The sequence below is a fragment of the Micromonospora sp. NPDC048040 genome, from assembly GCF_055587185.1.
In genome coordinates, this window is the sequence record NZ_JBVJGT010000082.1 from 1 (window position 1) to 22,845 (window position 22,845).

Annotated in this window: 24 protein-coding genes, 1 tRNA gene and 1 pseudogene; 22 read left to right on the plus strand and 4 right to left on the minus strand. The window is 74.4% G+C overall.

What is annotated here, in order from left to right; all coding sequences use genetic code 11:
- Positions 1–291 precede the first annotated feature (291 nt).
- From fdh to ACZ6O2_RS34435, 9 genes and pseudogenes are all read left to right on the plus strand, one after another.
- Positions 292–3,573, plus strand: a pseudogene (gene fdh / locus ACZ6O2_RS34395) (formate dehydrogenase); the annotation flags it as partial.
- Between the two features lie 4 nt (positions 3,574–3,577).
- Positions 3,578–4,525, plus strand: a complete 948-nt coding sequence (locus ACZ6O2_RS34400) for a 4Fe-4S dicluster domain-containing protein (protein ID WP_350712556.1) — start codon at positions 3,578–3,580, stop codon at positions 4,523–4,525.
- Positions 4,522–5,658, plus strand: a complete 1,137-nt coding sequence (gene nrfD, locus ACZ6O2_RS34405; protein ID WP_466025919.1) for an NrfD/PsrC family molybdoenzyme membrane anchor subunit — start codon at positions 4,522–4,524, stop codon at positions 5,656–5,658. Before ACZ6O2_RS34400 ends, nrfD begins: the two co-directional genes overlap by 4 nt.
- Before the next feature lie 45 nt (positions 5,659–5,703).
- Positions 5,704–5,799 (plus strand) — tRNA-Sec (locus tag ACZ6O2_RS34410).
- Positions 5,800–5,818: 19 nt separating this feature from the next.
- Positions 5,819–7,123: an L-seryl-tRNA(Sec) selenium transferase gene (gene selA, locus ACZ6O2_RS34415; RefSeq protein WP_466025920.1), complete on the plus strand. Its 1,305-nt coding sequence runs from the start codon at positions 5,819–5,821 to the stop codon at positions 7,121–7,123.
- Between the two features lie 2 nt (positions 7,124–7,125).
- Entirely contained in the window at positions 7,126–8,889 is a 1,764-nt protein-coding gene (gene selB, locus ACZ6O2_RS34420) for a selenocysteine-specific translation elongation factor (protein ID WP_466025921.1), read from the plus strand.
- Between the two features lie 40 nt (positions 8,890–8,929).
- Entirely contained in the window at positions 8,930–9,127 is a 198-nt protein-coding gene (locus ACZ6O2_RS34425) for a hypothetical protein (protein ID WP_350687479.1), read from the plus strand.
- Position 9,128: 1 nt separating this feature from the next.
- On the plus strand, positions 9,129–10,406 hold the full coding sequence (locus tag ACZ6O2_RS34430; protein ID WP_466025922.1) for a hemolysin family protein: 1,278 nt from the start codon (positions 9,129–9,131) through the stop codon (positions 10,404–10,406).
- Between the two features lie 75 nt (positions 10,407–10,481).
- The gene (locus tag ACZ6O2_RS34435) at positions 10,482–10,667 is read left to right on the plus strand and encodes a hypothetical protein (protein ID WP_350712560.1); all 186 of its coding nucleotides are present in this window, start codon (positions 10,482–10,484) and stop codon (positions 10,665–10,667) included.
- Positions 10,668–10,674: 7 nt separating this feature from the next.
- On the opposite strand, the gene ACZ6O2_RS34440 is transcribed toward ACZ6O2_RS34435, so the two are convergent.
- Positions 10,675–11,325: a hypothetical protein gene (locus ACZ6O2_RS34440; RefSeq protein ID WP_357461887.1), complete on the minus strand. Its 651-nt coding sequence runs from the start codon at positions 11,323–11,325 to the stop codon at positions 10,675–10,677.
- Between the two features lie 120 nt (positions 11,326–11,445).
- Between ACZ6O2_RS34440 and ACZ6O2_RS34445 the strand changes: the two genes are divergently transcribed.
- Positions 11,446–11,649, plus strand: coding sequence for a hypothetical protein (locus ACZ6O2_RS34445; RefSeq protein WP_350712550.1), 204 nt, complete (start codon positions 11,446–11,448; stop codon positions 11,647–11,649).
- Here the strand turns inward: ACZ6O2_RS34445 and ACZ6O2_RS34450 are convergent.
- From ACZ6O2_RS34450 to ACZ6O2_RS34460, 3 genes are all read right to left on the minus strand, one after another.
- Positions 11,646–12,125, minus strand: a complete 480-nt coding sequence (locus tag ACZ6O2_RS34450; protein ID WP_350712549.1) for a hypothetical protein — start codon at positions 12,123–12,125, stop codon at positions 11,646–11,648. The genes ACZ6O2_RS34445 and ACZ6O2_RS34450 overlap by 4 nt on opposite strands.
- The gene (locus tag ACZ6O2_RS34455; RefSeq protein ID WP_350683982.1) at positions 12,122–12,334 is read right to left on the minus strand and encodes a phosphatidylethanolamine-binding protein; all 213 of its coding nucleotides are present in this window, start codon (positions 12,332–12,334) and stop codon (positions 12,122–12,124) included. Before ACZ6O2_RS34455 ends, ACZ6O2_RS34450 begins: the two co-directional genes overlap by 4 nt.
- An 82-nt stretch (positions 12,335–12,416) precedes the next feature.
- Positions 12,417–13,298, minus strand: a complete 882-nt coding sequence (locus ACZ6O2_RS34460; RefSeq protein WP_350712548.1) for a universal stress protein — start codon at positions 13,296–13,298, stop codon at positions 12,417–12,419.
- Between the two features lie 77 nt (positions 13,299–13,375).
- Here ACZ6O2_RS34460 and ACZ6O2_RS34465 point away from each other — a divergent pair, with 77 nt between their 5' ends.
- The 12 genes from ACZ6O2_RS34465 to ACZ6O2_RS34520 all read left to right on the plus strand — a co-directional run bounded on the left by ACZ6O2_RS34465 (position 13,376) and on the right by ACZ6O2_RS34520 (position 22,534).
- A complete protein-coding gene (locus ACZ6O2_RS34465; RefSeq protein WP_466025923.1) occupies positions 13,376–14,164 on the plus strand; it encodes an SAM-dependent methyltransferase in 789 nt (262 codons plus the stop codon).
- Between the two features lie 181 nt (positions 14,165–14,345).
- Positions 14,346–15,524 (plus strand): PP2C family protein-serine/threonine phosphatase, encoded by a 1,179-nt coding sequence (locus ACZ6O2_RS34470; RefSeq protein WP_466025924.1) that lies wholly within the window; start codon positions 14,346–14,348, stop codon positions 15,522–15,524.
- 53 nt (positions 15,525–15,577) lie between these two features.
- Entirely contained in the window at positions 15,578–16,039 is a 462-nt protein-coding gene (locus tag ACZ6O2_RS34475) for a MarR family transcriptional regulator (protein WP_357461893.1), read from the plus strand.
- Positions 16,040–16,357: 318 nt separating this feature from the next.
- Complete coding sequence (locus tag ACZ6O2_RS34480; protein ID WP_466025925.1) at positions 16,358–16,999, plus strand: CDP-alcohol phosphatidyltransferase family protein; 642 nt, start codon at positions 16,358–16,360, stop codon at positions 16,997–16,999.
- A complete protein-coding gene (locus ACZ6O2_RS34485) occupies positions 16,996–17,940 on the plus strand; it encodes a DUF881 domain-containing protein (protein WP_466025926.1) in 945 nt (314 codons plus the stop codon). The genes ACZ6O2_RS34480 and ACZ6O2_RS34485 overlap by 4 nt, the downstream gene beginning before the upstream one ends.
- Positions 17,937–18,269: a small basic family protein gene (locus ACZ6O2_RS34490; RefSeq protein ID WP_091106953.1), complete on the plus strand. Its 333-nt coding sequence runs from the start codon at positions 17,937–17,939 to the stop codon at positions 18,267–18,269. The genes ACZ6O2_RS34485 and ACZ6O2_RS34490 overlap by 4 nt, the downstream gene beginning before the upstream one ends.
- A 10-nt stretch (positions 18,270–18,279) precedes the next feature.
- Positions 18,280–19,263 (plus strand): DUF881 domain-containing protein, encoded by a 984-nt coding sequence (locus ACZ6O2_RS34495; RefSeq protein ID WP_466025927.1) that lies wholly within the window; start codon positions 18,280–18,282, stop codon positions 19,261–19,263.
- 55 nt (positions 19,264–19,318) lie between these two features.
- Entirely contained in the window at positions 19,319–19,699 is a 381-nt protein-coding gene (gcvH, locus tag ACZ6O2_RS34500) for a glycine cleavage system protein GcvH (RefSeq protein ID WP_350712542.1), read from the plus strand.
- A gap of 215 nt (positions 19,700–19,914) precedes the next feature.
- Positions 19,915–20,367 carry an oxoglutarate dehydrogenase inhibitor Odhl gene (gene odhI, locus ACZ6O2_RS34505; RefSeq protein WP_007071101.1) on the plus strand — a complete coding sequence of 151 codons (453 nt, stop codon included), beginning with the start codon at positions 19,915–19,917 and terminating at the stop codon, positions 20,365–20,367.
- Positions 20,368–20,417: 50 nt separating this feature from the next.
- The gene (ftsR, locus tag ACZ6O2_RS34510) at positions 20,418–21,119 is read left to right on the plus strand and encodes a transcriptional regulator FtsR (RefSeq protein ID WP_350712558.1); all 702 of its coding nucleotides are present in this window, start codon (positions 20,418–20,420) and stop codon (positions 21,117–21,119) included.
- Between the two features lie 175 nt (positions 21,120–21,294).
- A complete protein-coding gene (locus ACZ6O2_RS34515) occupies positions 21,295–21,759 on the plus strand; it encodes a bifunctional nuclease family protein (protein WP_089014393.1) in 465 nt (154 codons plus the stop codon).
- A 187-nt stretch (positions 21,760–21,946) separates the two neighbouring features.
- A complete protein-coding gene (locus ACZ6O2_RS34520; RefSeq protein WP_357697420.1) occupies positions 21,947–22,534 on the plus strand; it encodes a MerR family transcriptional regulator in 588 nt (195 codons plus the stop codon).
- Positions 22,535–22,845 lie beyond the last annotated feature (311 nt).

Below are 22,845 nucleotides of genomic sequence, written 5' to 3' on the forward strand. Positions count from 1 at the left end.
CCAAGCACTGGAACAACTGACACCAGAGACAGACTTTCCACCACAAGGGGGAACGCTGGCCGGCACCCGACACGGGCGCCGGCCAGCGGCACATCCACCCGACATCGCGCCGCCCCCGAGCCCGATCCGGCTCGGGGGTGGCGCTGTCTCTGCGTACGCCAATGGCGACGTCGCGGGCGCGGACGGTGACCGTCGGGTGGTGATCGGGGTCTCGGGTCGCGGCCGGGGTGCGGGCTGCCCTAGTGTGCGAGGGGTCGACGGTGTTCGGGCCGGGGGAGGGGGTGTCGCGGGATGGGTCTGCGGACCTTCATCGAGGGCTGGCCGGTCTACCGGCAGCTCACCGGCACCGATCCGCTGGGCCGGGGCGCCGCCGCGCAGTCGGCGCGCTCGGCCGGGCTGACCGCGCGCACCGAGACCGCCGACCGGACGGCCCGCTCGGTCTGCCCCTACTGTGCGGTCGGCTGCGGCCAACGTGTCTACGTCTCGGACGGCCGGGTCACCCAGATCGAGGGGGATCCGGACAGCCCGATCTCCCGGGGCCGCCTCTGCCCGAAGGGCTCGGCCAGCAGGAGCCTCGTCACCAGCCCGCTGCGGCAGACGAAGGTCCGCTACCGGCGCCCCTACGGCACGGAGTGGGAGGACCTGGATCTCGACGTCGCGGTCGACATGATCGCCGACCGGATCCTCGCGGCCCGCGCCGAGACGTGGGAGGACGTCGACGCCAAGGGCCGGCCGCTCAACCGCACGCTGGGGATCTCCAGCCTGGGCGGGGCGACGCTGGACAACGAGGAGAACTACCTCATCAAGAAGCTGTTCACGGCGATGGGGGCGCTCCAGATCGAGAACCAGGCGCGCATTTGACACTCCGCCACCGTCCCCGGTCTGGGGGCCAGCTTCGGTCGCGGTGGCGCGACGGACTTCCAGCAGGACGTCGCCAACGCTGACGTCATCGTCATCCAGGGCTCGAACATGGCCGAGGCCCACCCGGTGGGCTTCCAGTGGGTGATGGAGGCCAAGCGGCGCGGTGCCAGGGTTTTCCACGTCGACCCGCGGTTCACCCGCACCAGCGCGCTGGCCGACACCTACCTGCCGATCCGCGCGGGCTCCGACATCGCGCTGCTCGGCGGGGTGGTGCGGTACATCCTGGAGAACGAGCTGGACTTCCGGGAGTACGTGCTGGCCTACACCAACGCCGCGACGATCGTCAGCGACCAGTTCGTCGACGCCGAGGACGGCGACGGTTTCTTCTCCGGCTTCGACCCGGAGACCGGCAGCTACGTGCAGGACTCCTGGCAGTACGCGGGCCATGAGACCGACTCCGGCAGCGGGCACACCGCGAAGGAGCGGGACGCCGCGGCCGGGCTGCTCCACGAGTCGCACGGCGCGCAGGTGAGCGGCTGGGTGGAGCGGGACGAGACGTTGCAGCATCCGCGCTGCGTCTACCAGATCCTCAGGCGACACTTCGCCCGCTACACGCCGGAGATGGTGGAGCGGGTATGCGGCATCCCGCAGGAGAGGTTCCTGGAGCTGGCCCGGGCGTGGGCGGAGAACTCCGGCCGCGAGCGCACCGGCGTGCTGATCTACTCGGTCGGGTGGACGCAGCACAGCGTCGGCGTGCAGTACATCCGCACCGGCGCGATCATCCAGCTGCTGCTGGGCAACATGGGCCGCCCCGGCGGGGGGATCCTCGCCCTGCGCGGGCACGCCAGCATCCAGGGCTCCACCGACATCCCGACGCTGTACAACCTGCTCCCCGGCTACCTGCCGATGCCGCGCGCCGATCACGTCACCTTCCAGCTGTGGGTGGACAGCTTCCGCCGCCCCGGCCAGAAGGGCTCCTGGGGCGACGCCGGCGCGTACGCGGCCAGCCTGCTCAAGGCGTACTGGGGGGACGCGGCGACGCCGGAGAACGACTTCTGTTACGGGTACCTGCCCCGGATGACGGGCGATCACGGGACGTACCAGCAGGTGCTGAACATGATCGACGGGAAGGTGAAGGGCTACTTCCTGCTCGGGCAGAACCCGGCGGTGGGCTCGGCGCACGGCCGCGCCCAGCGGCTGGGCATGGCGAACCTGGACTGGCTGGTGGTCCGCGACCTGTTCATGATCGAGAGCGCCACGTTCTGGCGCAACGGCCCGGAGGTGGCCGCGGGCGAGATCGTGCCGACCGAGTGCAGGACGGAGGTGTTCTTCCTGCCGGCCGCGTCGCACGTGGAGAAGGAGGGCACCTTCACCCAGACCCAGCGGCTGCTGCAGTGGCGGGAGAAGGCCGTCGACCCGCCGGGCGACGCCCGCTCCGAGCTGTGGTTCTTCTACCACCTGGGGCGCCGGCTGCGGGAGAAGCTGGCCGGCTCCGACCTGCCGCGCGACCGGGCGCTGCTCGACCTGGCCTGGGACTATCCCACGCACGGTCCGCACGCCGAGCCGAGCGCCGAGGCGGTGCTGCGCGAGATCAACGGGTACGACGTGGCGACGGGCCGTCCGCTGTCCACGTTCACCGAGGCCCGCGCCGACGGCTCGACCGCCGTCGGCTGCTGGATCTACTCCGGCGTGTACGCCGACGGCGTCAACCAGGCGGCCCGGCGCAAACCCCGGCACGAGCAGGACTGGGTGGCCGCCGAGTGGGGCTGGGCGTGGCCGGCCAACCGGCGCACCCTCTACAACCGCGCCTCCGCCGACCCGCAGGGCCGGCCGTGGAGCGAGCGCAAGCGCTACGTCTGGTGGGACCCCGATGCCGGGGAGTGGACCGGCTACGACGTGCCGGACTTCGAGAAGGCGAAGCCGCCGACGTACCGGCCGCCGGAGGGCGCGACCGGCTCGGAGGGGATCGCGGGCGACGACCCGTTCGTCATGCAGGGCGACGGGAAGGGCTGGCTGTACGCGCCCAGCGGGGTGCTCGACGGGCCGCTGCCGACACACTACGAGCCGGCCGAGTCGCCGGTGCGCAACCCGCTCTACCGGCAGCAGGCCAACCCCACCCGCAAGGTGTACGCGCACCCCGTGAACTCGGTGAACCCGAGCCCGCCGCAGGAGCACAGCGCGGTCTTCCCGTACGTGTTCACGGTCAGCCGGCTCACCGAGCACCACACGGCGGGCGGGATGAGCCGCACGGTGCGGACCCTGGCGGAGCTGCAACCGGAGATGTTCGTGGAGGTGTCGCCGGAGGTGGCGGCCGAGCGGGGCCTGGCGCACCTGGGTTGGGCGCACCTGGTCAGCGGGCGGGCGGTGATCGAGGCGAAGGTGCTGGTCACCGACCGGCTGGCCCCGCTGCGGGTGGACGGCCGGGTGATCCACCAGGTGTGGCTGCCGTACCACTTCGGGTTCGAGGGCCTGGTGACGGGCGACTCGGCCAACGACCTGTTCGGGATCACCCTGGACCCGAACGTGCTCATCCAGGAGAGCAAGGTCGGCACCTGCGACGTGCGCCCGGGGCGGCGGCCCACCGGGGCGGCCCTGCGGGACCTGGTGGCGGACTACCGGCGGCGGGCGGGTATCGTCCCCGGCCATCCACCCTCGACCCTCACGCCGGGGGCGTTTCCGGCGCCGGCTCCCACCGACGGCGCCGGGGAGGACCGTGATGCTTCCTGACCCGAACAGCCTGTCCGGGCCGCTCGATCCCGCCCCGGACGCGGGCTGGGTCGACGCCCCGCCCCGGATGGGCTTCTTCACCGACACCAGCGTCTGCATCGGCTGCAAGGCGTGCGAGGTGGCCTGCAAGGAGTGGAACGACGTCCCCGGTTCGGGGCTGGACCTGCTCGGCATGTCGTACGACAACACCGGCGCGCTGACCGCGAACTCGTGGCGGCACGTGGCGTTCGTCGAGCAGCCCCGCCCGGCCGGGCACCGCGGGCCGCCGCTCGCCGGTGCCGCGACGGCCGGTCGGAGCGCCGGGCCGGAGTTTCTGGGCATGCCCGGGGCGCAGCCGCCGGGGCGGGCCGGTGGCGCGGAGGGGCGCAGCGACTTCCGCTGGCTGATGATGTCCGACGTCTGCAAGCACTGCACCCACGCGGCCTGCCTGGATGTCTGCCCCACCGGGGCGCTGTTCCGCACCGAGTTCGGCACGGTGGTGGTGCAGGAGGACATCTGCAACGGCTGCGGCTACTGCATCTCCGCCTGCCCGTACGGCGTCATCGACCAGCGCAAGGGCGACGGCCGGGCGTGGAAGTGCACGCTGTGCTACGACCGGATCGGCGCCGGGAAGATTCCCGCCTGCGCCCAGGCGTGCCCGACGGAGTCCATCCAGTACGGCCCCCTCGACGAGCTGCGGGAGCGGGCCGCCGCCCGGGTGGCGACCCTGCACGAGCGCGGCGTCACCGAGGCGCGGCTCTACGGGCACGACCCCGACGACGGGGTCGGCGGCGACGGCGCGTTCTTCCTGCTGCTCGACGAGCCCGAGGTGTACGGCCTGCCCCCGGACCCGGTGGTCACCACCCGGGACCTGCCGAGGATGTGGAAGCGGGCCGGCCTGGCGGCCCTGGCCATGGCGGCGGCGGCCGTCGCCGCGTTCGTCGGAGGTTCCTCGTGAGTCCGGACCGCCCGGTGGGCGACCTGTTCCGCCGCTTCCGCGATCGCCTCGACGCCGGCGTCCCCGGCGGGCCGGCCGGCCGCGGCGAGGTCGCCGCCGGCTCGCCAGGGGCGCCACCCGGCGGGTCCGGCGCGGCGGCGTCGACCCGTGCGCCCGGACGGACCCGGCGGCGGGGCGGCGGCGAGGAGCTGACCGTCCCGGAGGCCGAGTTCACCTCCTACTACGGCCGGCCGATCCTCAAGGCGCCCGTCTGGAAGTGGGACATCGCGGCGTACCTGTTCACCGGCGGGCTGGCGGCCGGCTCGTCGCTGCTGGCGGCGGGCGGGCAGGTCACCGGGCGGCCCGCGCTGCGCCGCGCCGGCCGGGTCACCTCGCTGGTGGCGGTCACCGCCAGCGCCGTCTTCCTGGTCAAGGACCTGGGACGGCCGGCCCGGTTCCACCACATGCTGCGGGTGGCCAAGCCGACCTCGCCGATGTCCGTGGGCACCTGGATCCTCAGCGCCTTCGGCCCGGCCGCCGGGATCGCGGCGGTCGCCGAGGGCGCGGCGTGGCTGCCCGAGCGGGGGCCCCTCGGACTCGCACGTCGGCTGCTGCCGCCGGTGGGGCACGCCGCCGGGCTGGCCGCCGCGGCGACCGCGCCGGCGTTGGCCACGTACACCGGCGTGCTGCTGGCCGACACGGCCGTGCCGTCCTGGCACGAGGCGTATCCGGAGCTGCCGACGGTCTTCGCGGGCAGCGCGCTGGCCAGCGGCGCCGGCGTGGGGCTGATCGCCGCGCCGACCGCGCAGGCCGGCCCCGCCCGCCGGATGGCGGTGGCGGGCGCCGCCCTGGAACTGTTCGGCTCGCACCGGGTGGAGACCCGCCTCGGGTTGCTCAGCGAGCCCTACCGCACCGGGCGGCCCGGCCGGCTGCTGCGCGCCGGGCGGGCCCTGACCGCGGCCGGGGTGGCCGGCGCGCTGCTCGGCCGGCGCAGCCGGGCGGTCTCCGCCCTGTCCGGGACGGCCCTGCTGGCCGCGTCGGTGGCCACCCGGTTCGGCATCTTCTACGGCGGCGTCGCCTCCGCGAAGGATCCGAGGTACACGGTGGTGCCGCAGCGGGAACGCCTCGACCGGCGGCGCGCCGCCGAGGGCTGACGCCCCACCGCGCACGCCCACCCGGCCTGTGGTTCACTGCTGCCTGGAGGCGTTCAGGCGGCTGGTGCCCCTCCCGGTCTTCAAAACCGGTGTGGCCCGGGACCCGGGTCAGGCGGGTTCGATTCCCGTCCGTCTCCGCCAAACTGCCGGAAGAGGGGGCATGGGGGACGTCGCAGCCGATCCGCGCCGGCGGGTGCCGCGCACCGACGCGCTGCTCGCCGACCCCCGGCTGGCCGCCGCGGCGCAGACCCTCGGGCGGGACCGCGTCAAGGCCGCCGTCCGGCGGGCGCAGGATCGGGCCCGCCGCGGCGAGATCACCCCCGAGGCCGTACGCGACGCCGCGCTGGCCGCCCTGCCGGCGCCCGCGCCCCGGGCCGTGCTCAACGCCACCGGGGTGGTGCTGCACACCAACCTGGGCCGGGCCGCGCTGTCGCCCGCCGCCGTCGCGGCGGTCACCGCCGCCGCCGGACACACCGACGTCGAACTGGACCTGCGCACCGGCCGGCGGGCCCGGCGCGGCCGCGACGCCCTCGACGCCCTCGCCGCTGCGGTGCCCGCCGCCGGCGCGGTGCACGTGGTCAACAACGGCGCCGCCGCGCTGGTGCTCGCCGCCACCGCGCTCGCCGCCGACGCCGAGATCGTGGTCAGCCGGGGCGAGCTGGTGGAGATCGGCGACGGGTTCCGCCTGCCCGAGCTGCTGGAGAGCACCGGTGCGCGGCTGCGCGAGGTGGGCACCACGAACCGCACCACGCTCGACGACTACGCCGCCGCGGTCGGCCCGCGTACCGGCTTCGTGCTGAAGGTGCACCCGTCGAACTTCCAGGTCACCGGCTTCACCTCGGCGGTGCCGGTGCGGCGGCTGGCCTCCCTCGGCGTGCCGGTGGTCGCCGACATCGGCTCGGGGCTGCTCGCCCCCGATCCGCTGCTGCCCGACGAGCCCGACGCCGCCGGCACCCTGCGGGCCGGGGCGGCCCTGGTCACCGCCAGCGGCGACAAGCTGCTCGGCGGGCCGCAGGCGGGGCTGCTGCTCGGCGCCGCCGACCTGGTCGAACGGCTGCGCCGGCACCCCCTGGCCCGGGCGCTGCGGGTGGACAAGCTGACCCTGGCCGCGCTCGCGGCCACCCTCGCCGACCCGGTCACGCCGACGCGGGCCGCGTTGCACGCCGACCCCGGCGCGCTGCGGGAGCGTACCGAGCGGCTGCGTGACGCCCTCGCGGCCGACGGGTGTAAGGCGGAGGTGGTGCCGGCCGGCGCGGTCGTCGGCGGCGGCGGCGGTCCGGGTGTGGAGCTGGACTCGTGGGCGCTGAGCCTGCCCGAGCGGTACGCGGAGCCGCTGCGCGTGGGCGACCCGCCCGTGCTCGGCCGGGTCGTCCGCGGGCGGCTGCTGCTGGACCTGCGCTGCGTGCCCGCCGACGCCGACGCCGCCGTCCGCGCCGCCGTGCTGCGGATGTCGGGGGACGGCTGAACGTGTTCGTGGTGGCCACCGCCGGGCACGTCGACCACGGCAAGTCGACCCTGGTCCGGGCGCTGACGGGGATGGAACCCGACCGGTGGGCGGAGGAGCGCCGCCGGGGCATGACCATCGACCTCGGCTTCGCCTGGAGCACGCTGCCGTCCGGTGGGACGGTCGCGTTCGTCGACGTGCCGGGGCACGAGCGTTTCGTGCCGAACATGCTCGCCGGCGTCGGCCCGGTGCCCGCCGCGCTGGTCGTGGTCGCCGCCGACGAGGGCTGGATGCCGCAGTCGGCCGAGCACCTGGCCGCGCTGCACGCGCTCGGGGTGTCGTACGGCCTGCTGGTGGTGACCCGCGCGGACCTGGCGGACCCGGGGCCGGCGGCGGCCCGGGCCCGGGCCGAGCTGGCGGCCACCTCCCTCGGCGCGGTCGACACGGTGGCGGTCAGCGCGATGACCGGCGCCGGCCTGCCGGAGCTGCGCGCGGCCCTGGACCGGCTCGCGGCCCGGCTGCCCGCCCCGGCGGCGGACGCCCCGGTGCGGTTGTGGGTGGACCGCGCGTTCACCGTGCGCGGCGCCGGCACGGTGGTCACCGGCACCCTCGGCGCCGGCCGGCTACGGGTGGGCGACGAGCTGGAACTCGCCGCCACCGGCGAGCCGGTGCGGGTGCGTGGCCTGCACCGGCTCGGCGAGGCCCGGTCGGAGGTCACCGCGGTCGCCCGGGTGGCGGTCAACCTGCGCGGCACGCCCCGGGGCCGGGTCGGCCGCGGCGACGCCCTGCTCACCCCGGGCCGGTTCCACCGCACCGACCTGCTGGACGTCCGGCTGGCCGGTGATCCCGCGGCGGAGCTGCCCGCCACCCTGACCCTGCACGTCGGCGCGGCGGCGGTGCCCGCCCGGGTGCGACCGCTGGGCGCGGACACCGTCCGGCTGCGGTTGGCCCGGCCGTTGCCGCTGCTGGTCGGCGACCGGGCGCTGCTGCGCGACCCGGGCCGGCACCACGTGGCCGGTGGCGTGACGGTGCTGGACGTCGCGCCGCCGCCGCTGACCCGCCGGGGCGCGGCGGCTGCCCGCGCGGCCGTGCTGGCGACCGTGGACGGCCGGCCCGACCTGGCCGGCGAGCTGCGCCGTCGGGGCCTGGCCCGTGCCGCCGACCTGGTCCGCACCGGCGTCGAGGTGACCGGGCGGCCCGTCGTCGGGGACTGGCTGGCCGACCCGGAGCACTGGCGGCGGCTCGGCACCCGGCTGGGCGGGGAGGTGGCCCGGCACGCCCGGGAGCATCCGCTGGAGCCGGGCGCGCCGGTGGAGCTGCTGCGGCAGCGCCTCGGCCTGCCCGACCGGGCGCTGGTCGAGGCGCTGGTCCGGCCGCCGCTGCGGCTGCACGCCGGCCGGGTCACCGCGGCCGCCGTCGACGCCCTGCCGGAGCCGGTGGCCCGCGCCGTCGCCCGGGTCCGCGCCGAGTACGCCGACCGTCCGTTCCGGGCCCCGGAGGCCGAACGCCTGGCGGAGCTGGGGCTGGGGCCCCGGGAGATCGGCGCGGCGGTGCGGGCCGGTGCGCTGCTGCGGGTCGCCGAGAACGTGGTGCTGCTGCCCGGCGCGGTCGACGAGGCCGTGCGGGTGCTGGCCGGGCTGCCGCAGCCGTTCACGCTCAGCGCCGCCCGGCAGGCGTTGGACACCACCCGCCGCGTCGCCGTGCCGCTGCTGGAGCTGCTGGACCGCCGGGGCGCCACCCGGCGGCTGCCCGACGATGCCCGGGTCGTGGTCGCGGCCCCGGCCTGAAGCCGCCCCGGCGGGGCGGGCGGTCGCCTAGCGTGGCGCCATGGACCCTTCCGCGGTCTGGCGGGACAAGCAGCACAAATGGCGGATCGAGGCGTACCGGGCTCCGGACCTGCGCTTCGCGATCTTCGCGACGAACGGCACCACCGAGTCGGCGCCGCTGTGGCTGTTCGGGATGTCGGCGCTGGCGCGGTGGCTGATGACGCACAAGATCTCCCTCGACGACCTGGAGGTCGACTGACATGGGGGCACCGCTCGGGCAGCTCGCGCTGGTGGCCGTGCTGGTGCTCGTCAACGCGGCCCTGTCGGGCAGCGAGATGGCGCTCGTGACGCTGCGCGAGGGGCAGGTGCGGCAGCTGGGTCGGCGGAGCCGTTCGGGGGAGCGGCTGGCACGGCTGGTCCGCGACCCCAACCGCTACCTGGCCACCATCCAGCTCGGCATCACCCTCGCCGGGTTCCTCGCCTCTGCCGCCGCCGCGGTCTCGCTGGCCGAGCCGCTGGTCGGGCCGCTGGGCTTCCTCGGCGAGGCCGCGCGGGGGGCCGCGGTCGTCCTGGTCACCGTGCTGCTCACCTTCGTCACCCTGGTCGTCGGGGAGCTGGCCCCGAAGCGGCTGGCGATGCAGCGCGCGGAGCGGTGGGGGCTGCTCAGCGCCGGCCCGCTGGACCTGCTGGCCCGGGTGTCCCGACCGGCGGTCTGGTTGCTGAGCAGGGCCACCGACGTGGTGGTGCGGCTCGCCGGCGGGGACCCGCGGGCCAGTCGTACGGAGATGACCGAGGAGGAGTTGCGGGAGATCGTGGTCAGCCAGCGGGGCCTGTCCGCGCAGCAGCGGGAGATCCTCACCGGAGCGTTCGACATCGCCGGCCGGACGCTGCGGGAGATCCTCGTCCCCCGGCTGGACGTGACCGTGCTCCCCGCGACGCTGCCCGCCGACGAGGGGCTGCGCCGGCTCGCCGCCGCCGGCCGGTCCCGTGCCCCCGTCGTCGGCCCCGGGGGGCTGGACGACGTGCGCGGCGTGGTGCACATCCGGGACCTCGTCGCGGCGGGCGCGGCGGCGGTCGGCGACCGGGCGCGCCCGCCGCTGCTGCTGCCCGGCACCCTGCCGGTGTCCGACGCGCTGCGCCGGCTGCGGCTGTGCCACCAGCAGCTCGCCCTGGTCGTCGACGAGCACGGCGGGGTCGACGGCCTGGTGACCCTGGAGGACCTGCTGGCGGAGGTGGTGGGGGAGCTGTACGACGAGACCGACCGGGACGTGACGGGGGTGGCCCGGGAACCGGATGGCTCGCTGCTGCTGCCCGGCGACTTCCCGTTGCACGACCTGGCCGATGTCGGGGTGCGGCTGCACTTCCGGCCGTCGCGGGAGTACACGACGGTGGCCGGGCTGGTGCTGGCCGGGCTGGGGCACCTGCCGACGGGGCCCGGGGAGACGGTGCATCTGCCGGGGCTGACCGTCGAGGTGGTGGAGGTGTCCGGTCGGACGATCCGGCGGGTCCGGCTGCGGGGCTTCGCCACCGGGGCCTGACCCGGGGCTGCCACGGTCGGGTGAATCCGGACGAACCGGCCATGCCGGGACTGGGGTGGGCGTACCGTCCGGTACGTGAAGGACCGAGGGATGCGGACGTTCGTCACCGTGCTGGCCGGGCTCGCGGTGATCTACTTCGGCACCACCGGCCGCAGCGAGGAGGACGGTCGCGGCCTGTCGGGCGGGCTCGTGGTGCTCGCGCTGCTGGCGGCGCTGCTGGTGTGGAACCTGACGAAGCCGGGCGACAAGCCGGTCAAGTGAGCCTGCCTCACCGCCCGGCGGCGCGGGTGACCTCGCCGGCGGACTCCTCGCCGAGCGACACCCGCACCAGCGCCGAGGCGAGCCTGCCGAAGTCGGCCGGCTCGACCAGCCCGGCCAGCTTGTCCGGCGAGCGGGGCAGGCCGAGCCGCTCCGCGCCGGACAGGGCGCGGCGGTCGGCGTACGGGCGCAGGTCCGGCCAGACCACCTGTGCCTCGCGCAGGAAGATGTCGGCGCCGGTCGGGCCGATGCCGGGGAACTCGGTCAGCAGCCGGCGCAGCGCGGGCGGCTCGCCGTCGGCCTCGCGGTGCAGCCGGCGCAGGTCGCCCCGCCAGCGGTCCAGGCACAGCCGGGCGCCGGTGCCGAGCATCGTCGAGGTCCGCTCGTCGTAGCGGCGGTAGTGGCCCCGGCCCAGCGCGTCGACGCGGTCCTGCCAGCTCGCCGCCTCCATCGCCTGCGGGGTCCGGTAGCCGGCGGCGAACAGTTCCCGGGCGGCCGACACCGCGACGCAGGCCCGGATCCGGGTGCTCAGCAGCGTGGCGAGCACCAGCAACTGGTAGAGCGGGGCGGGCCGGTCGGCGAGCCGGATGCCCGCCTCCTCGGCGTACGTGGTGCCCCGCCGGTCCAGCAGGACCCGCGCCATCCTCCGGTCGTCGCCCATCCTCGGGGTGTACCCGCTGGTTGCCGGGTCAGCCCTGCGACCGTCCGCCCGGGCCGGCATGCCACCCACGGCGCCGGGTAACCGAGGTGGGACACGGTCGAACCCGGAAGGAGAAGACCCGTGGTGAACCCGCAGCAGCAGGAGTTCCGCCGCAACAACAGGGGTGCCACCAGCCAGGACAGCAAGGTCCCGAACCCTGGCGGCCACCCGCGTAACCGAGGCTCGTCCGGCGGCGACGAGGGCCGGCCGGTGCCCCGGGGGCAGGTCTCCCCGTACGGCCCGGCGATGGAGCCGGTCGCCGACGACGAGAGCGCCCGGGGCTAACGACCCCGGCCCGAAACGGGCGGCCGCAGCCGGTTCCAGGTGGCTGCGGCCGCCATGCCGTACGCGACGTGCGGCACGATGTCGGCGACCCAGTCGGACCGGCGCCAGCGGCGCGGGTCGGTCACCCCCAGCAGGGTCATCGACCCGTCGGACATCGTCATCACGCCGCCGCCGAGCACGCCGGCCGCCAGGGGCAGCGGCATCCGACGGCCCCGGGTCAGCACGGCGTAGCCGACGCCCGCGGCGATGCCCATCCCGTAGCCGAGCAGGGGCCCGAGGCCCGAGCGGCGGTTCGCCGCCCGGTCCTCGGGCCCCAGGTCCACGTGCGCCGCCCCGGCCAGCCGCCCTGCGGTGTGCTCCGGGGTGCTGCTCGCCGGCCTCGCGCGCAGCACCATGTCCAGGTAGCTGACCACGTTCAGGGCGGCGCTGCCGACCGCGCCGGCGATCGCCCCGTCGGCCAGGTGCGTCGCCCTCACTTCGGGTCGCCCGGTTCGCGCTCGCCCTTGGGACCGTAGACCCGCTCGCCGCGGACGACGCCCCGCTGTCCGCGATCGGACTGCAGGATCCGGTTTGCCACGTCGTTCGCCTTGCGGTCCGACACCCGCCGTCCCGAATCGTCGATCACGTCACGGATGCGCGCCCGCTGCTTGTCGTACGCGTTGCTGCCCGGCCGTGGTCCTGGCATCACTGCCTCCTCCGGTCGTCCTCGCCGTTGGCGTACCGCGGTCGTCTACCCGCCTGCGTCGGGGCCAACCCCCGCGCTCGGCTCAGCGGGGCGCGTGGACGACGGCGACCGGGCAGTCGGCGTGGTGCAGCACGGACTGGCTCACCGAGCCGAGCAGCAGCCCCGTCAGTTCGCCGCGGCCCTGCCGGCCCACCACGAGCAGCTGGGCGCGCCGGGACGCCTCGGCGAGCACGGTGGTGGGGCGGCCCCGCACGGCCTCCCGGCTGACCGGCACGTCCGGCCACCGCTCGGTCAGCCCGGCCAGCGACTCGGCCACCACCCGCTCCTCCTCGGAGCGCAGCTCGGTGTCGTCGTACACCAGGGGTTGCATGTCGCCCGGCGCGGTGGACGTCGGGTGCCGGTAGGCGTGCAGCGCGACCAGCGGGGCGTCGCGGACCGACGCCTCCTCGACGGCGAACTCCACGGCGAGCCGGGACGTCTCGGAGCCGTCGACCCCGACCACGACGGGTCCGTCCGGGCGGTCGGTGCCCCGGGCGACGAGCACGGGGCAGTCGGCGTACGAGGCGACCTGCACCGCGACGGAGCCGACCACCAGGGCGGAGAACCCGCCGAGCCCCCGGTCGCCCAGCACGATCATCGCGGCGGCCGGCGACTCGCCGAGCAGCACCGCGGCGGCCTCCCCGTCGACGATCTCGCCGGAGACGCGCAGCCCGGGCACCGTCGCCTCGGCCTCGGTGGTCGCGGCGGCGACGAGCTGCTCCGCCTGGTGTCGCAGGCCGGCGCCGGGCGGGCCGCCGGCGGGCGCGCCCACCGGCACGCGCAGCAGCGGCCAGATGAACCCGTGCACGACCCGCAGCGGCCGGTTCCGGCGGGCCGCCTCGACGGCGGCCAGCCGTACGGCGCGCAGCGCCGCCTCCGAGCCGTCCACGCCGACGACCACCGCCGCGCCGTTCGCCGAGTTCACCGCCCACCTCCCGCCGGTTCCCGGCCAGTATCGCGGCCGGTGCCCGGTCGGCGAGGCGATACCGCCCAGGACGACCGGTGGGTACGCTGTCGACGACCGCCGGGGAGGGAGCGTCGTCGATGGTGGAGCCGGACCAGCCGAGCACCGCGCGAATGATCGATTTCTGGCTCGGCGGGGAGCACCACTTCCCGGTCGACGTGGCGGCGGCCCGCGCCTTCGAGCAGGCGTACGGGCCGTGCGCGCCGGTCTTCCGGGAGCTGCGGGCCTTCCTGGGCCGGGCGGTCCGGGCGATGGTCGCGGAGGGCGTGGACAGCTTCCTGGTCTTCGGCGCGGGGGTGCCCACCATGGGCAACGTGCACGAGGTCGCCCCGGACGCCACCGTGCTCTACACCGACGTCGACCCGGTCACCATCCGCCTCGGCCAGCGTCTGCTCGCCGGCAGCGACCGGGCCGGCTACGGATACGGCGACGCCACCGACATCGGCACGGTGGACCGCGCCCAGCTGCACCGGTTCGTGCCGGGGTGGGGGAGGAGGCCCGTCGGGGTGGTGTTCCTCGGCCTGGCCGCGTTCCTCGACGACGAGACGCTGGCCCGCACCCTCGACGAGCTCTACGAGGCGACGGCGCCGGGCAGCCTGCTGGCGGTCGACTTCGACACCGAGGAGCTGGCCGGCTACCCGGAGGCCCTCGCGATGATGGGCCCGGCGTTCCGGATGCGCCCGCCGGCCGCGTTCGCGCCGCTGCTCGGCCGCTGGACGCCCACCGCCGACGGCATCGTGCCGATCACCCGGTGGCGTCCCGACGGCCCGCCGGCGCAGGTTCCGGACGCCTTCCACGGCGCGGTCGCCGTCCGCTCGGCCGGCTGACCGGCCCCGCCCGCCGTCCGCGCCGCCGCGAGGCCGCGCGGGGGCGGCAGCGTGCCGTCGGGTCGTCCGCCCGGGTCGGGTACGCCGCCCCCCGTCGGCGTCGGGCCGCCCGGCCGCCCGGCCGCCGACGACACCTCCGTATGATGCTTGCCCTACGGCAAGCATTTCCGGAGGATGATCGATGGTGGAGGCACCGGCCCAGGTCTCGCGTGCGTTGCGTGCGGCGCCGCCCGACCAGGTGGTGGAGGCGGCGGACCGGGCCATCCGGGCCGGCCTCGGCGCGTCCCGGACGGACGTGTTCATCGCCGACTACCGGATCAGCGGGCTGTGGCCGGTGCTGGACCCGGAGCTGCCCGACGGGGGCTTCCTCGACTGCCGCAGCATGGCGCAGCGCTGCTTCAGCAGCCAGCAGCCGGTGACCGACGCCGACGACGAGGGGCGCTGCCGGCTCTACCTGCCGCTGTCGGTGTGGGGGGAGCGCCTCGGCGTGCTCCTGGTCGAGCTGCCGGCCCCGCTCGGCCCGGAGACCGTCGACCGCGTCGCGGACATCGCCGGCGAGCTGGCCGTCGTCCTGCGCGCGGCGGACCGGGAGACCGACCGGTACCGCCGGGTGCGCCGGCGGGAGCGGCTCAGCATGGCCGCCGAGATGCAGTGGGAGCTGCTGCCGGGACGCAGCGTCAGCCACGGCGAGTTCGAGCTGGCCGGCCAGCTGGAGCCGGCGTACACGGTCGGCGGGGACCACTTCGACTGGTCGGTGGACGGTGACCGGCTCACGGCGACGGTGTTGAACGGCGCCGGCATCGGCCTGGCGGCGGCGCTGCTCACGGCCGTCACCGTGAACGCGCTGCGCAACGCCCGGCGCTCCGGGGGCAGCCTCGTCGAGCAGGCCGAGCTGGCCTCCGACACGGTCTTCTACCAACATCGCGGGCGTCGGTACGTGGCCACGCTGCTGCTGGAACTGGACACCGCGACCGGTCGGGTCAGGGCGGTGGACGCCGGCTCCCCGCGCCTGCTGCGGCTGCGCGGCGGCACCGTCACGCCGATCACGCTGGAGCAGCAGCTCCCACTGGGCATGTTCGCCGAGGCCCGCTACGACGTCCAGGAGTTCGACCTGGCGCCCGGGGACCGGATCTTCGTGGTCAGCGACGGGGTGTGGGCCGCCGATCCCGGTGACCGGGGGGCGTACGGCGAGCGGGCGATGGCGCGGGCGATGCGCGCCACGCGGCTGCAACCGCCGACCGAGGCGGTTGGTACGGTGATGCGCGAACTGCACGCCTGGCATGCGGACGCTGATCTCCGCGACGACGCGGTCGTGGTCTGCCTGGACTGGCGTGGCACGGGCGGCCGGAGCGACGGGTGAGGATCGTCGCCGCAACGGCCGGGCACGAGCGGGACGATCGCAGGGGACACCTGGTGGAGCGACCTCCGAATCTCGCCGCGGCGATCGACGCCGCCGCCGAGGCGCTCGTCGGTGTGCTCGACTCCGCCGCGTCCCGGCACCAGATGGCCGTCTCGCCGACGCAGTTGCGCGTGTTGTCGCTGATCAGCAGCCGGCCGGAGACCAACGTCAACGGCCTGGCCGAGTTGTTGGACGTCGTGCCGTCCTCGGCGAGCCGGCTCTGCGACCGGCTGGAGGCCACCGGCCTGCTGCGCCGGGTGGCCGACCCCCGCGACCGGCGGGAGGTGCGCCTGGTGCCGACCGCCGCCGCCGAGACGCTGCTGCGCGAGTTGAAGGAACGCCGGCACCGGGCGGTGCAGGCGGTGCTCGACCGGATGCCGGGTCGGGTGCAGCACGACCTGCTGCTGGCCCTGCGGGCCTTCGAGCAGGCCGCGACGGCGGAGTCGCAGTCGGACTCCTCGGTCCGCACCGCCTGACGACCTTCCCCGCGCGCCACCGGCCGCCCCGCTTCCCTCTAGTGTCCTAGGACGCCCTAGCGGTGGTGACCACCACGACGACACCCCGACCACGTCGACGAACCCGGACGCCTGAACCCGGGGAGGCGGCGAAGGGCCCGATATAGTGGCAGCGCAGTCAGCCGGCCCGCGATCAACGTGATCGCGGGCCGAGTCAGGCGGCGGTCCCGTACGGGGATCGCAGGGGGGTGCCGGCGTCAGCCGGCCCGACAGCGCACACGGAACTTCGCGGTGCCCGTCCTCGGCCGGGCGGTCGGAGCGTGTGGCGGAGGAGGTTCGGTGTCGCGTCGGCCGGCTCGCTCGGAACACGCGGAGGCCAGCGCCGGCACGAGCGCACCGGCAGCGGGTGACCGCGTCCTGACGCTGCCGAACCTGATCAGCTTCGTCCGGCTGCTGGGCGTCCCGCTCTTCCTCTATCTCCTGCTCGTCGCGCACGCCGACGTGGCCGCGATCGTGGTGCTGGCCGTCGGCGGCACGACGGACTGGGTGGACGGGTGGGTCGCGCGCCGGATGCGCCAGGTCAGCCGGCTTGGGGAGCTGCTCGACCCGGCCGCCGACCGCCTCTACATCCTCGCCACGCTGGTCGGGTTCACCGCCCGGGGCGTGGTGCCCTGGCAGTTCACCGCGGCGCTGCTGGCCCGGGAGCTGCTCCTGCTGGGGTCGTTGGCGGTGTTGCGGCGGTACGGGTACGGTCCGCCGCCGGTGCACTACGTCGGCAAGACCGCGACGTTCCTGTTGCTGGCCGCCTTCCCGGTCCTGCTGCTCGCCGCGGCGGTTCCCGGTGCCGAGGCGGTGGCCGGGCCGATCGGTTGGGGGCTGGCCTGGTGGGGCCTGGTGCTCTACTGGGTGGCCGGCGCGATGTACGTGGTGCAGGCGAGCCGGCTGGTCAGGGCCGTGCGCGCCGAGGGAGCGTCGGCATGACGACGCCGCCGGGCGAGGGCCGGGGACGGTCCGACCGGGTGTACGCCCCGGACTTCCTCACCGAGTTGTTCCGCAATCCGTTGGATCCGGGGTACGCCGACGCGGCGGCTCGGCGCCGGGAGCGGCAGGCCCCGCCGGCGGGGTGGCGGCACTGGTCGGCGCGGTCGGTGAGCCTGGTCCTGGCGGTGGTGCTGGGGTTCCTGTTCGCGGTCGCGTACCGGCAGACGTTGGAGGCCGAGCCGGGGCGCAGCCAGGCCCGGTCCGGCCTGGTGGCGCAGATCAAGCAGCGGGAGAGCGAGACCGACGGGTTGTCGGAGCGGGCGGACCAGTTGCGGGCGGAGGTGGCGCGGCAGCGGGCCGCGGCGCTGGGTGGCTCGGAGGCGGCGCGGCTGCGCACCCTGGAGGCGGGCACGGGCCTGGGGCGGGTGCGGGGTGACGGCGTGGTGGTGCGGTTGGCGGACGCGCCGCAGAATCCGGACGCGGTGACGGGTGCGGACGTCGGTCCGTCCCGGGTGATCTACAGCGATCTGCAGGGGGTCGCCAACGACCTGTGGGCCGCCGGCGCGGAGGCGATCTCGATCAACGGGCAGCGGTTGACGGCGACGTCGACGATCCGGTCGGCGGGGCAGGCGATCCTGGTGGACTTCCGGCCGGTGACGGGGCCGTACGAGGTGTCGGCGATCGGGCCGGGGTCGATGCGGGACCGGTACGAGGACAGTCGCAGCGCGTTGACGATGCGGAAGGTGGCGGAGGACACCGGGTTGTCGTTCGCGGTGCGGGAGGCGGAGGACCTCACCCTGCCGGCCGCTCCGGAGCCGCGGCTACGCTACGCGGAGCCTCCGGCGAGCGCGAGTCCGTCGCCGTCGGGGGCGGACCGTTCCGCCAGTTCTCAGCCGCCCGGTTCGAGGACGTCTCCCAGCCCCTCCGGAGGTGGTCGATGATCGCGGTGCTGGCGTTGCTCGCCGGTGTGGTCCTCGGGGTCTGGCTCGACCCCACGGTTCCCGCGGGGTTGCAGCCGTATCTGCCGATTGCGGTGGTGGCGGCGTTGGACGCGGTGTTCGGTGGGGTGCGGGCGAAGCTCGACCGGATCTTCGACGACAAGCAGTTCGTGGTGTCGTTCATCTCCAACGTGCTGGTGGCGGGTCTGATCGTGTACCTGGGTGACCAGCTCGGGGTGGGTGGCCAGTTGTCCACGGGTGTGGTGGTCGTGCTCGGGGTGCGGATCTTCGGGAACGTGGCGGCGATCCGCCGGCACCTGTTCCGGGCGTAGGTTTGTGGCGATGAGCAGCGATGAGCACACGGAGACGGGCACGGGTTGGCCGCAGCCGGCGGGGCCGGGGCGGCCGTCGGGTCCGGCGGGGGAGCCGGATCCGCGGCCGGACGCGCCGGATCCGGACGAGTTGAGCCCGTTGGCGCCGGAGCGGGCGGAGCCGGCCGTGGCGGAGCCGGACCGGTTCGACGAGGGCGCGACGGTGGATCTGAGTCGGGCTGCCGGTGAGGGGTCGGGCGGGTCGTCGCCGGAGGCGCCGGCGGCGGCGGGGTCGTCGGTGGGCGCGGGGTCGCCGCGGCGGCGGGTGAGTTCGGCCGGGGTGATGATCGCGGTGCTGCTGGCGTTGCTGGGGTTCACGCTGGTGGTGCAGTTGAAGACGACGTCGACGGATCCGACGGTGGCGGCGACGCGGCAGGAGGACCTGGTCCGGATCCTGTACGACCTGAATTCGCGGGAGGTCCGGCTGCGGCAGGACATCGCGGCGCTGGAGGAGAGTCAGCGGCAGTTGCGTTCGGGTGAGCAGGGGCGGCAGGCGGCGTTGGACGAGGCGTCTCGGCGGGCTGACGAGTTGGGCATCCTGGCGGGGACGTTGCCGGCGACGGGTCCGGGTTTGGCGGTGCGGTTCGAGGCGGGTGAGAAGCCGATCTCGGCGTCGCGGGTGTTGGACGCGGTGCAGGAGTTGCGGGGCGCCGGCGCGGAGGCGATGCAGATTTCAGGCGGTGACCGGGCGACGGTGCGGATCATCGCGTCGACGTACTTCCTGGACGGGGAGAGCGGGTCGTTGGTGGTGGACGGGCGTCGGTTGACGGGTCCGTTCACGATCACGGTGATCGGTGATCCGGCGACGATGCGTACGGCGTTGAACATTCCTGGCGGGGTGGTGGCGTCGGTGACGGGCGACGGCGGTAAGTTGATCGTTGAGGATCGTGAGGCTGCCGAGGTTTCGGCGCTGCACGCGCCGATCAAGCTGGAACACGCCCGTCCGGTCTCCTGACCGGCGCGGCTCGCACCGGTGGTGTCCGGTGCGTCGATGGTGAAGGACGCGTCTGGTGATTCCTGAGGAACTGCGGTATACCGCCGAACACGAGTGGGTGGCGGGTGACGGCGGCGGCCCGGTGCGGGTCGGCATCACCCACTTCGCGCAGGACGCCCTGGGTGACATCGTGTTTGTCCAGCTGCCCGATGTCGGTGCGGTGGTGGCGGCGGGTGAGTCGTTGGGTGAGATCGAGTCGACGAAGAGTGTGTCGGAGATCTACGCCCCGCTCGGCGGTACGGTGGCGGCGCGCAACGAGGCGCTTGGCGACACCCCTGAGGTGATCAACACTGACCCGTATGGTGCGGGTTGGTTGGTGGAGATCACCCCGGACGATCCGGCGGCGGTCGAAGGGCTGCTGTCCGCGGACGCGTATCGTGAGCTCACCGAGAGCTGAGTGCGTCCCCTCCGGGCGTGGTGGCTGTGTCCGCGCGTCCGGTTGCCCTGCATTTCGGCGCTGGCTAGGCTCGCCCAGTCGACCGAGAACCCAATAGTTGAGCGTTGCGGAATTGCCTTTCCGGGCACGGGGAGCCAGCCGCCGGGTGTTCGAGTGCCCGGCGGCCAGACCCGCCATTACCCGACGCCGACCGAACAGATCCGTGAGGTGGTCCCATGACGCGCCCAGACGACGAGTTCCCCCCGCTCGACGTCACTTCGACGCTCAATCTCGGTTCGCTCGACGAAGTGCTGGAGGGGCCGGACACCGATGTGGTGCCGAGCCGGATGTCCGGTTCGTTGCCGCCGGGGATGGCGCTGCTGGTGGTTCGCCGGGGTCCGAACGCGGGTGCCCGGTTCCTCTTGGATCACGATGTGACGACGAGTGGCCGGCATCCGGACAGTGACATTTTCCTGGACGACGTGACGGTGTCGCGGCGGCACGCCGAGTTTCACCGTGACGGTGGGACGTTCACTGTGCGGGATGTGGGCAGCCTGAACGGCACGTACGTGAACCGGGAGCGGGTCGAGGCGGCCACGTTGAGCAACGGTGACGAGGTGCAGATCGGTAAGTTCCGGGTGGTGTTCATCGCCGGTCCGCGCCCGGAGGAGGAGGCCGGCCGGGGGTGAACGAGCCTGCGGCCTCCACGCCGCCCGGGGCGGCCCGTGCCCGACCGTTGATGAGCATCGGTGAGGTGCTGGGCCAGCTGCGGGTGGATTTTCCGGACGTGACGATTTCGAAGTTGCGGTTTCTCGAGGCCGAGGGCCTGGTGGAGCCGCAGCGGACGGCGGCGGGTTACCGGAAGTACAGCTGGGACGATGTGGCGCGGTTGCGGTTCGTGCTGACCGCGCAGCGGGACCAGTATCTGCCTCTGCGGGTTATCCGTGATCAGTTGGCGCAGTGGGACGCGTCCGGGGAGTCGCCGGGTCGGCAGCGGCCGACGTTGGTGGCGGTGGGCCCGGGTGGCGAGGTGCCGGGGCGGGTGTCGGAGGAGCCGGCCGGGTCGCCGCAGGTGCGGCTCGGCCGGGCGGATCTGGTGGCGCGTAGTGGGATCGACGAGTCGACGCTGGGTGAGTTGGAGCGGCTCGGTGTGGTGGTGTCGGATCCGCCGGGTTGGTACGACGACGATGCGTTGATCATCGCGCGGGCGGTGGCGGGTCTGGCGGCGTACGGGTTGGAGCCGCGGCATCTGCGGGGTTACCGGACGGCGGCGGACCGGGAGGTCGGTTTGTTCGCGCAGTTGGTGGCGCCGTTGGCGCGGCAGAGTGATCCGGCGGCGCGGGCGCGGGCGGCGGAGACGGCGCGGGAGTTGGTGGCGTTGTCGCAGCAGTTGCACGCGGCGTTGGTGCGGGTGGGGTTGCGGTCGACGTTGGGTCGGTGATCCGGCGGGTTGTGGGGAAAGATCTGCCCCGGGAAGCGTGTCGTAGGCTTGCCGGGGTAACCCCTTTCTGGCGCGGGCGTGGTGCGGGTAGCGCATGGGACGGCCGTGTCGCGGTCCGTGTACCGTGCAGGGAAGGGCACGGTGCGGCGTAGGTGACAACGACACGGAGGCGGCGGTGCGCGAGCTGAGCGTGGTCGGAGTTCGGGTGGAGCTGCCCAGCAACCAGCCGATCGTCCTGCTCAGGGAGGTCGAGGGGGACCGCTATCTGCCGATCTGGATCGGCGCGGTCGAGGCGACGGCGATCGCTTACGAGCAGCAGGGGGTCAAGCCGGCCCGGCCGCTGACCCACGATCTTCTGCGGGACGTGTTGGCGGCGTTGAAGGCGCCGTTGCGGGCGGTGGAGATCACCGAGCTGAAGGAGAACGTCTTCTATGCCGATCTGTTGATCGGTGACGGGGTGCGGGTGTCGGCCCGGCCGAGTGATTCCATCGCGTTGGCGTTGCGGGTCGGTGCGCCGATTCGTTGTGCGGAGGAGGTCCTCAGCGAGGCGGGGATCGTGATTCCCGACGAGCAGGAGGACGAGGTGGAGAAGTTCCGCGAGTTCCTGGAGCAGGTGCGTCCGGAGGACTTCGCCGGCTGAGTCCCGTGTCTTCCCCGGCGTCACGTTCGGTGACGTTGCGGCGCGGCGGGTGATCTTCGTTGTGGTGGCGCGGCGTGTCGCGTCGGTTCCTCCGGGGCAATCTCTGAAGGCGGCTATAGGGTTGCCGTGTCGAGGGGTGCACGTCCCGGAAACGACGTGTCACCGCACTGGCGGGGAGGTTGTCCGGATGCACGAGCCGCGAGATCCCGATCCGGGTACGGAGCTGGACGAGCCGGGTGTGACGTCGCCAGGGTTGGCGACTGAGGGTGACGACACCGTTGGTTATCGAGGTGTGACGGCCTGCCATGCGGTGGGGATCAGTTACCGCCAGTTGGATTACTGGGCGCGCACCGGGTTGGTGGTGCCGAGCGTGCGGGACGCGTCGGGTTCGGGCACGCAGCGGTTGTATTCGTTCCGGGACCTGGTGGTCCTGAAGGTGGTGAAGCGGCTGCTGGACGCCGGGGTGTCGTTGCAGAACATCCGGAAGGCGATCGAGGCGCTGCGGTCCCGTGGGGTGGCGGATCTGGCGGGCATCACGTTGATCTCCGACGGGACGACCGTGTACGAGTGCCGGTCGCCGGAGGAGGTGGTCGACCTGTTGCAGGGCGGCCAGGGGGTGTTCGGCATCGCGATCGGCGGGGCGTTCAAGGAGATCCAGGGTTCGCTGTCGCATCTGCCGGCGGAGCCCGCGACGTCGGTGCCGCCGTCGGCGCCGGCGGGGGATCCGGTGGGTGACGAGTTGGCGGCGCGTCGGGCCCGGCGTCGGGCGGGCTGAGCGCGGCGTCGGGCGCGTGCCGCTGGCCCCCTGGTCGGGGTGGCGGCGTGTTCACTCCCTGCGGTGACGGGTGGTCCCACAGGTGGGGCAGCTCGACAGCGTCCACCCCACCCACCCGGACCTGCCGACAGCGGGTCGACGGGTCGCCATGCCGCAGCCGACCCCACACCCGACGCTGTGCGGACGCCTCGCGACAAGCCGTGCGGCACAACCGACATCCAGGCACGGACGGTGCGCGACCACCGACGGGTGTGGCCCGCCGTGCCCGGCGCAGGGATCAAGCCTGACCGCCCGGAGCCGGGCACGGCGGG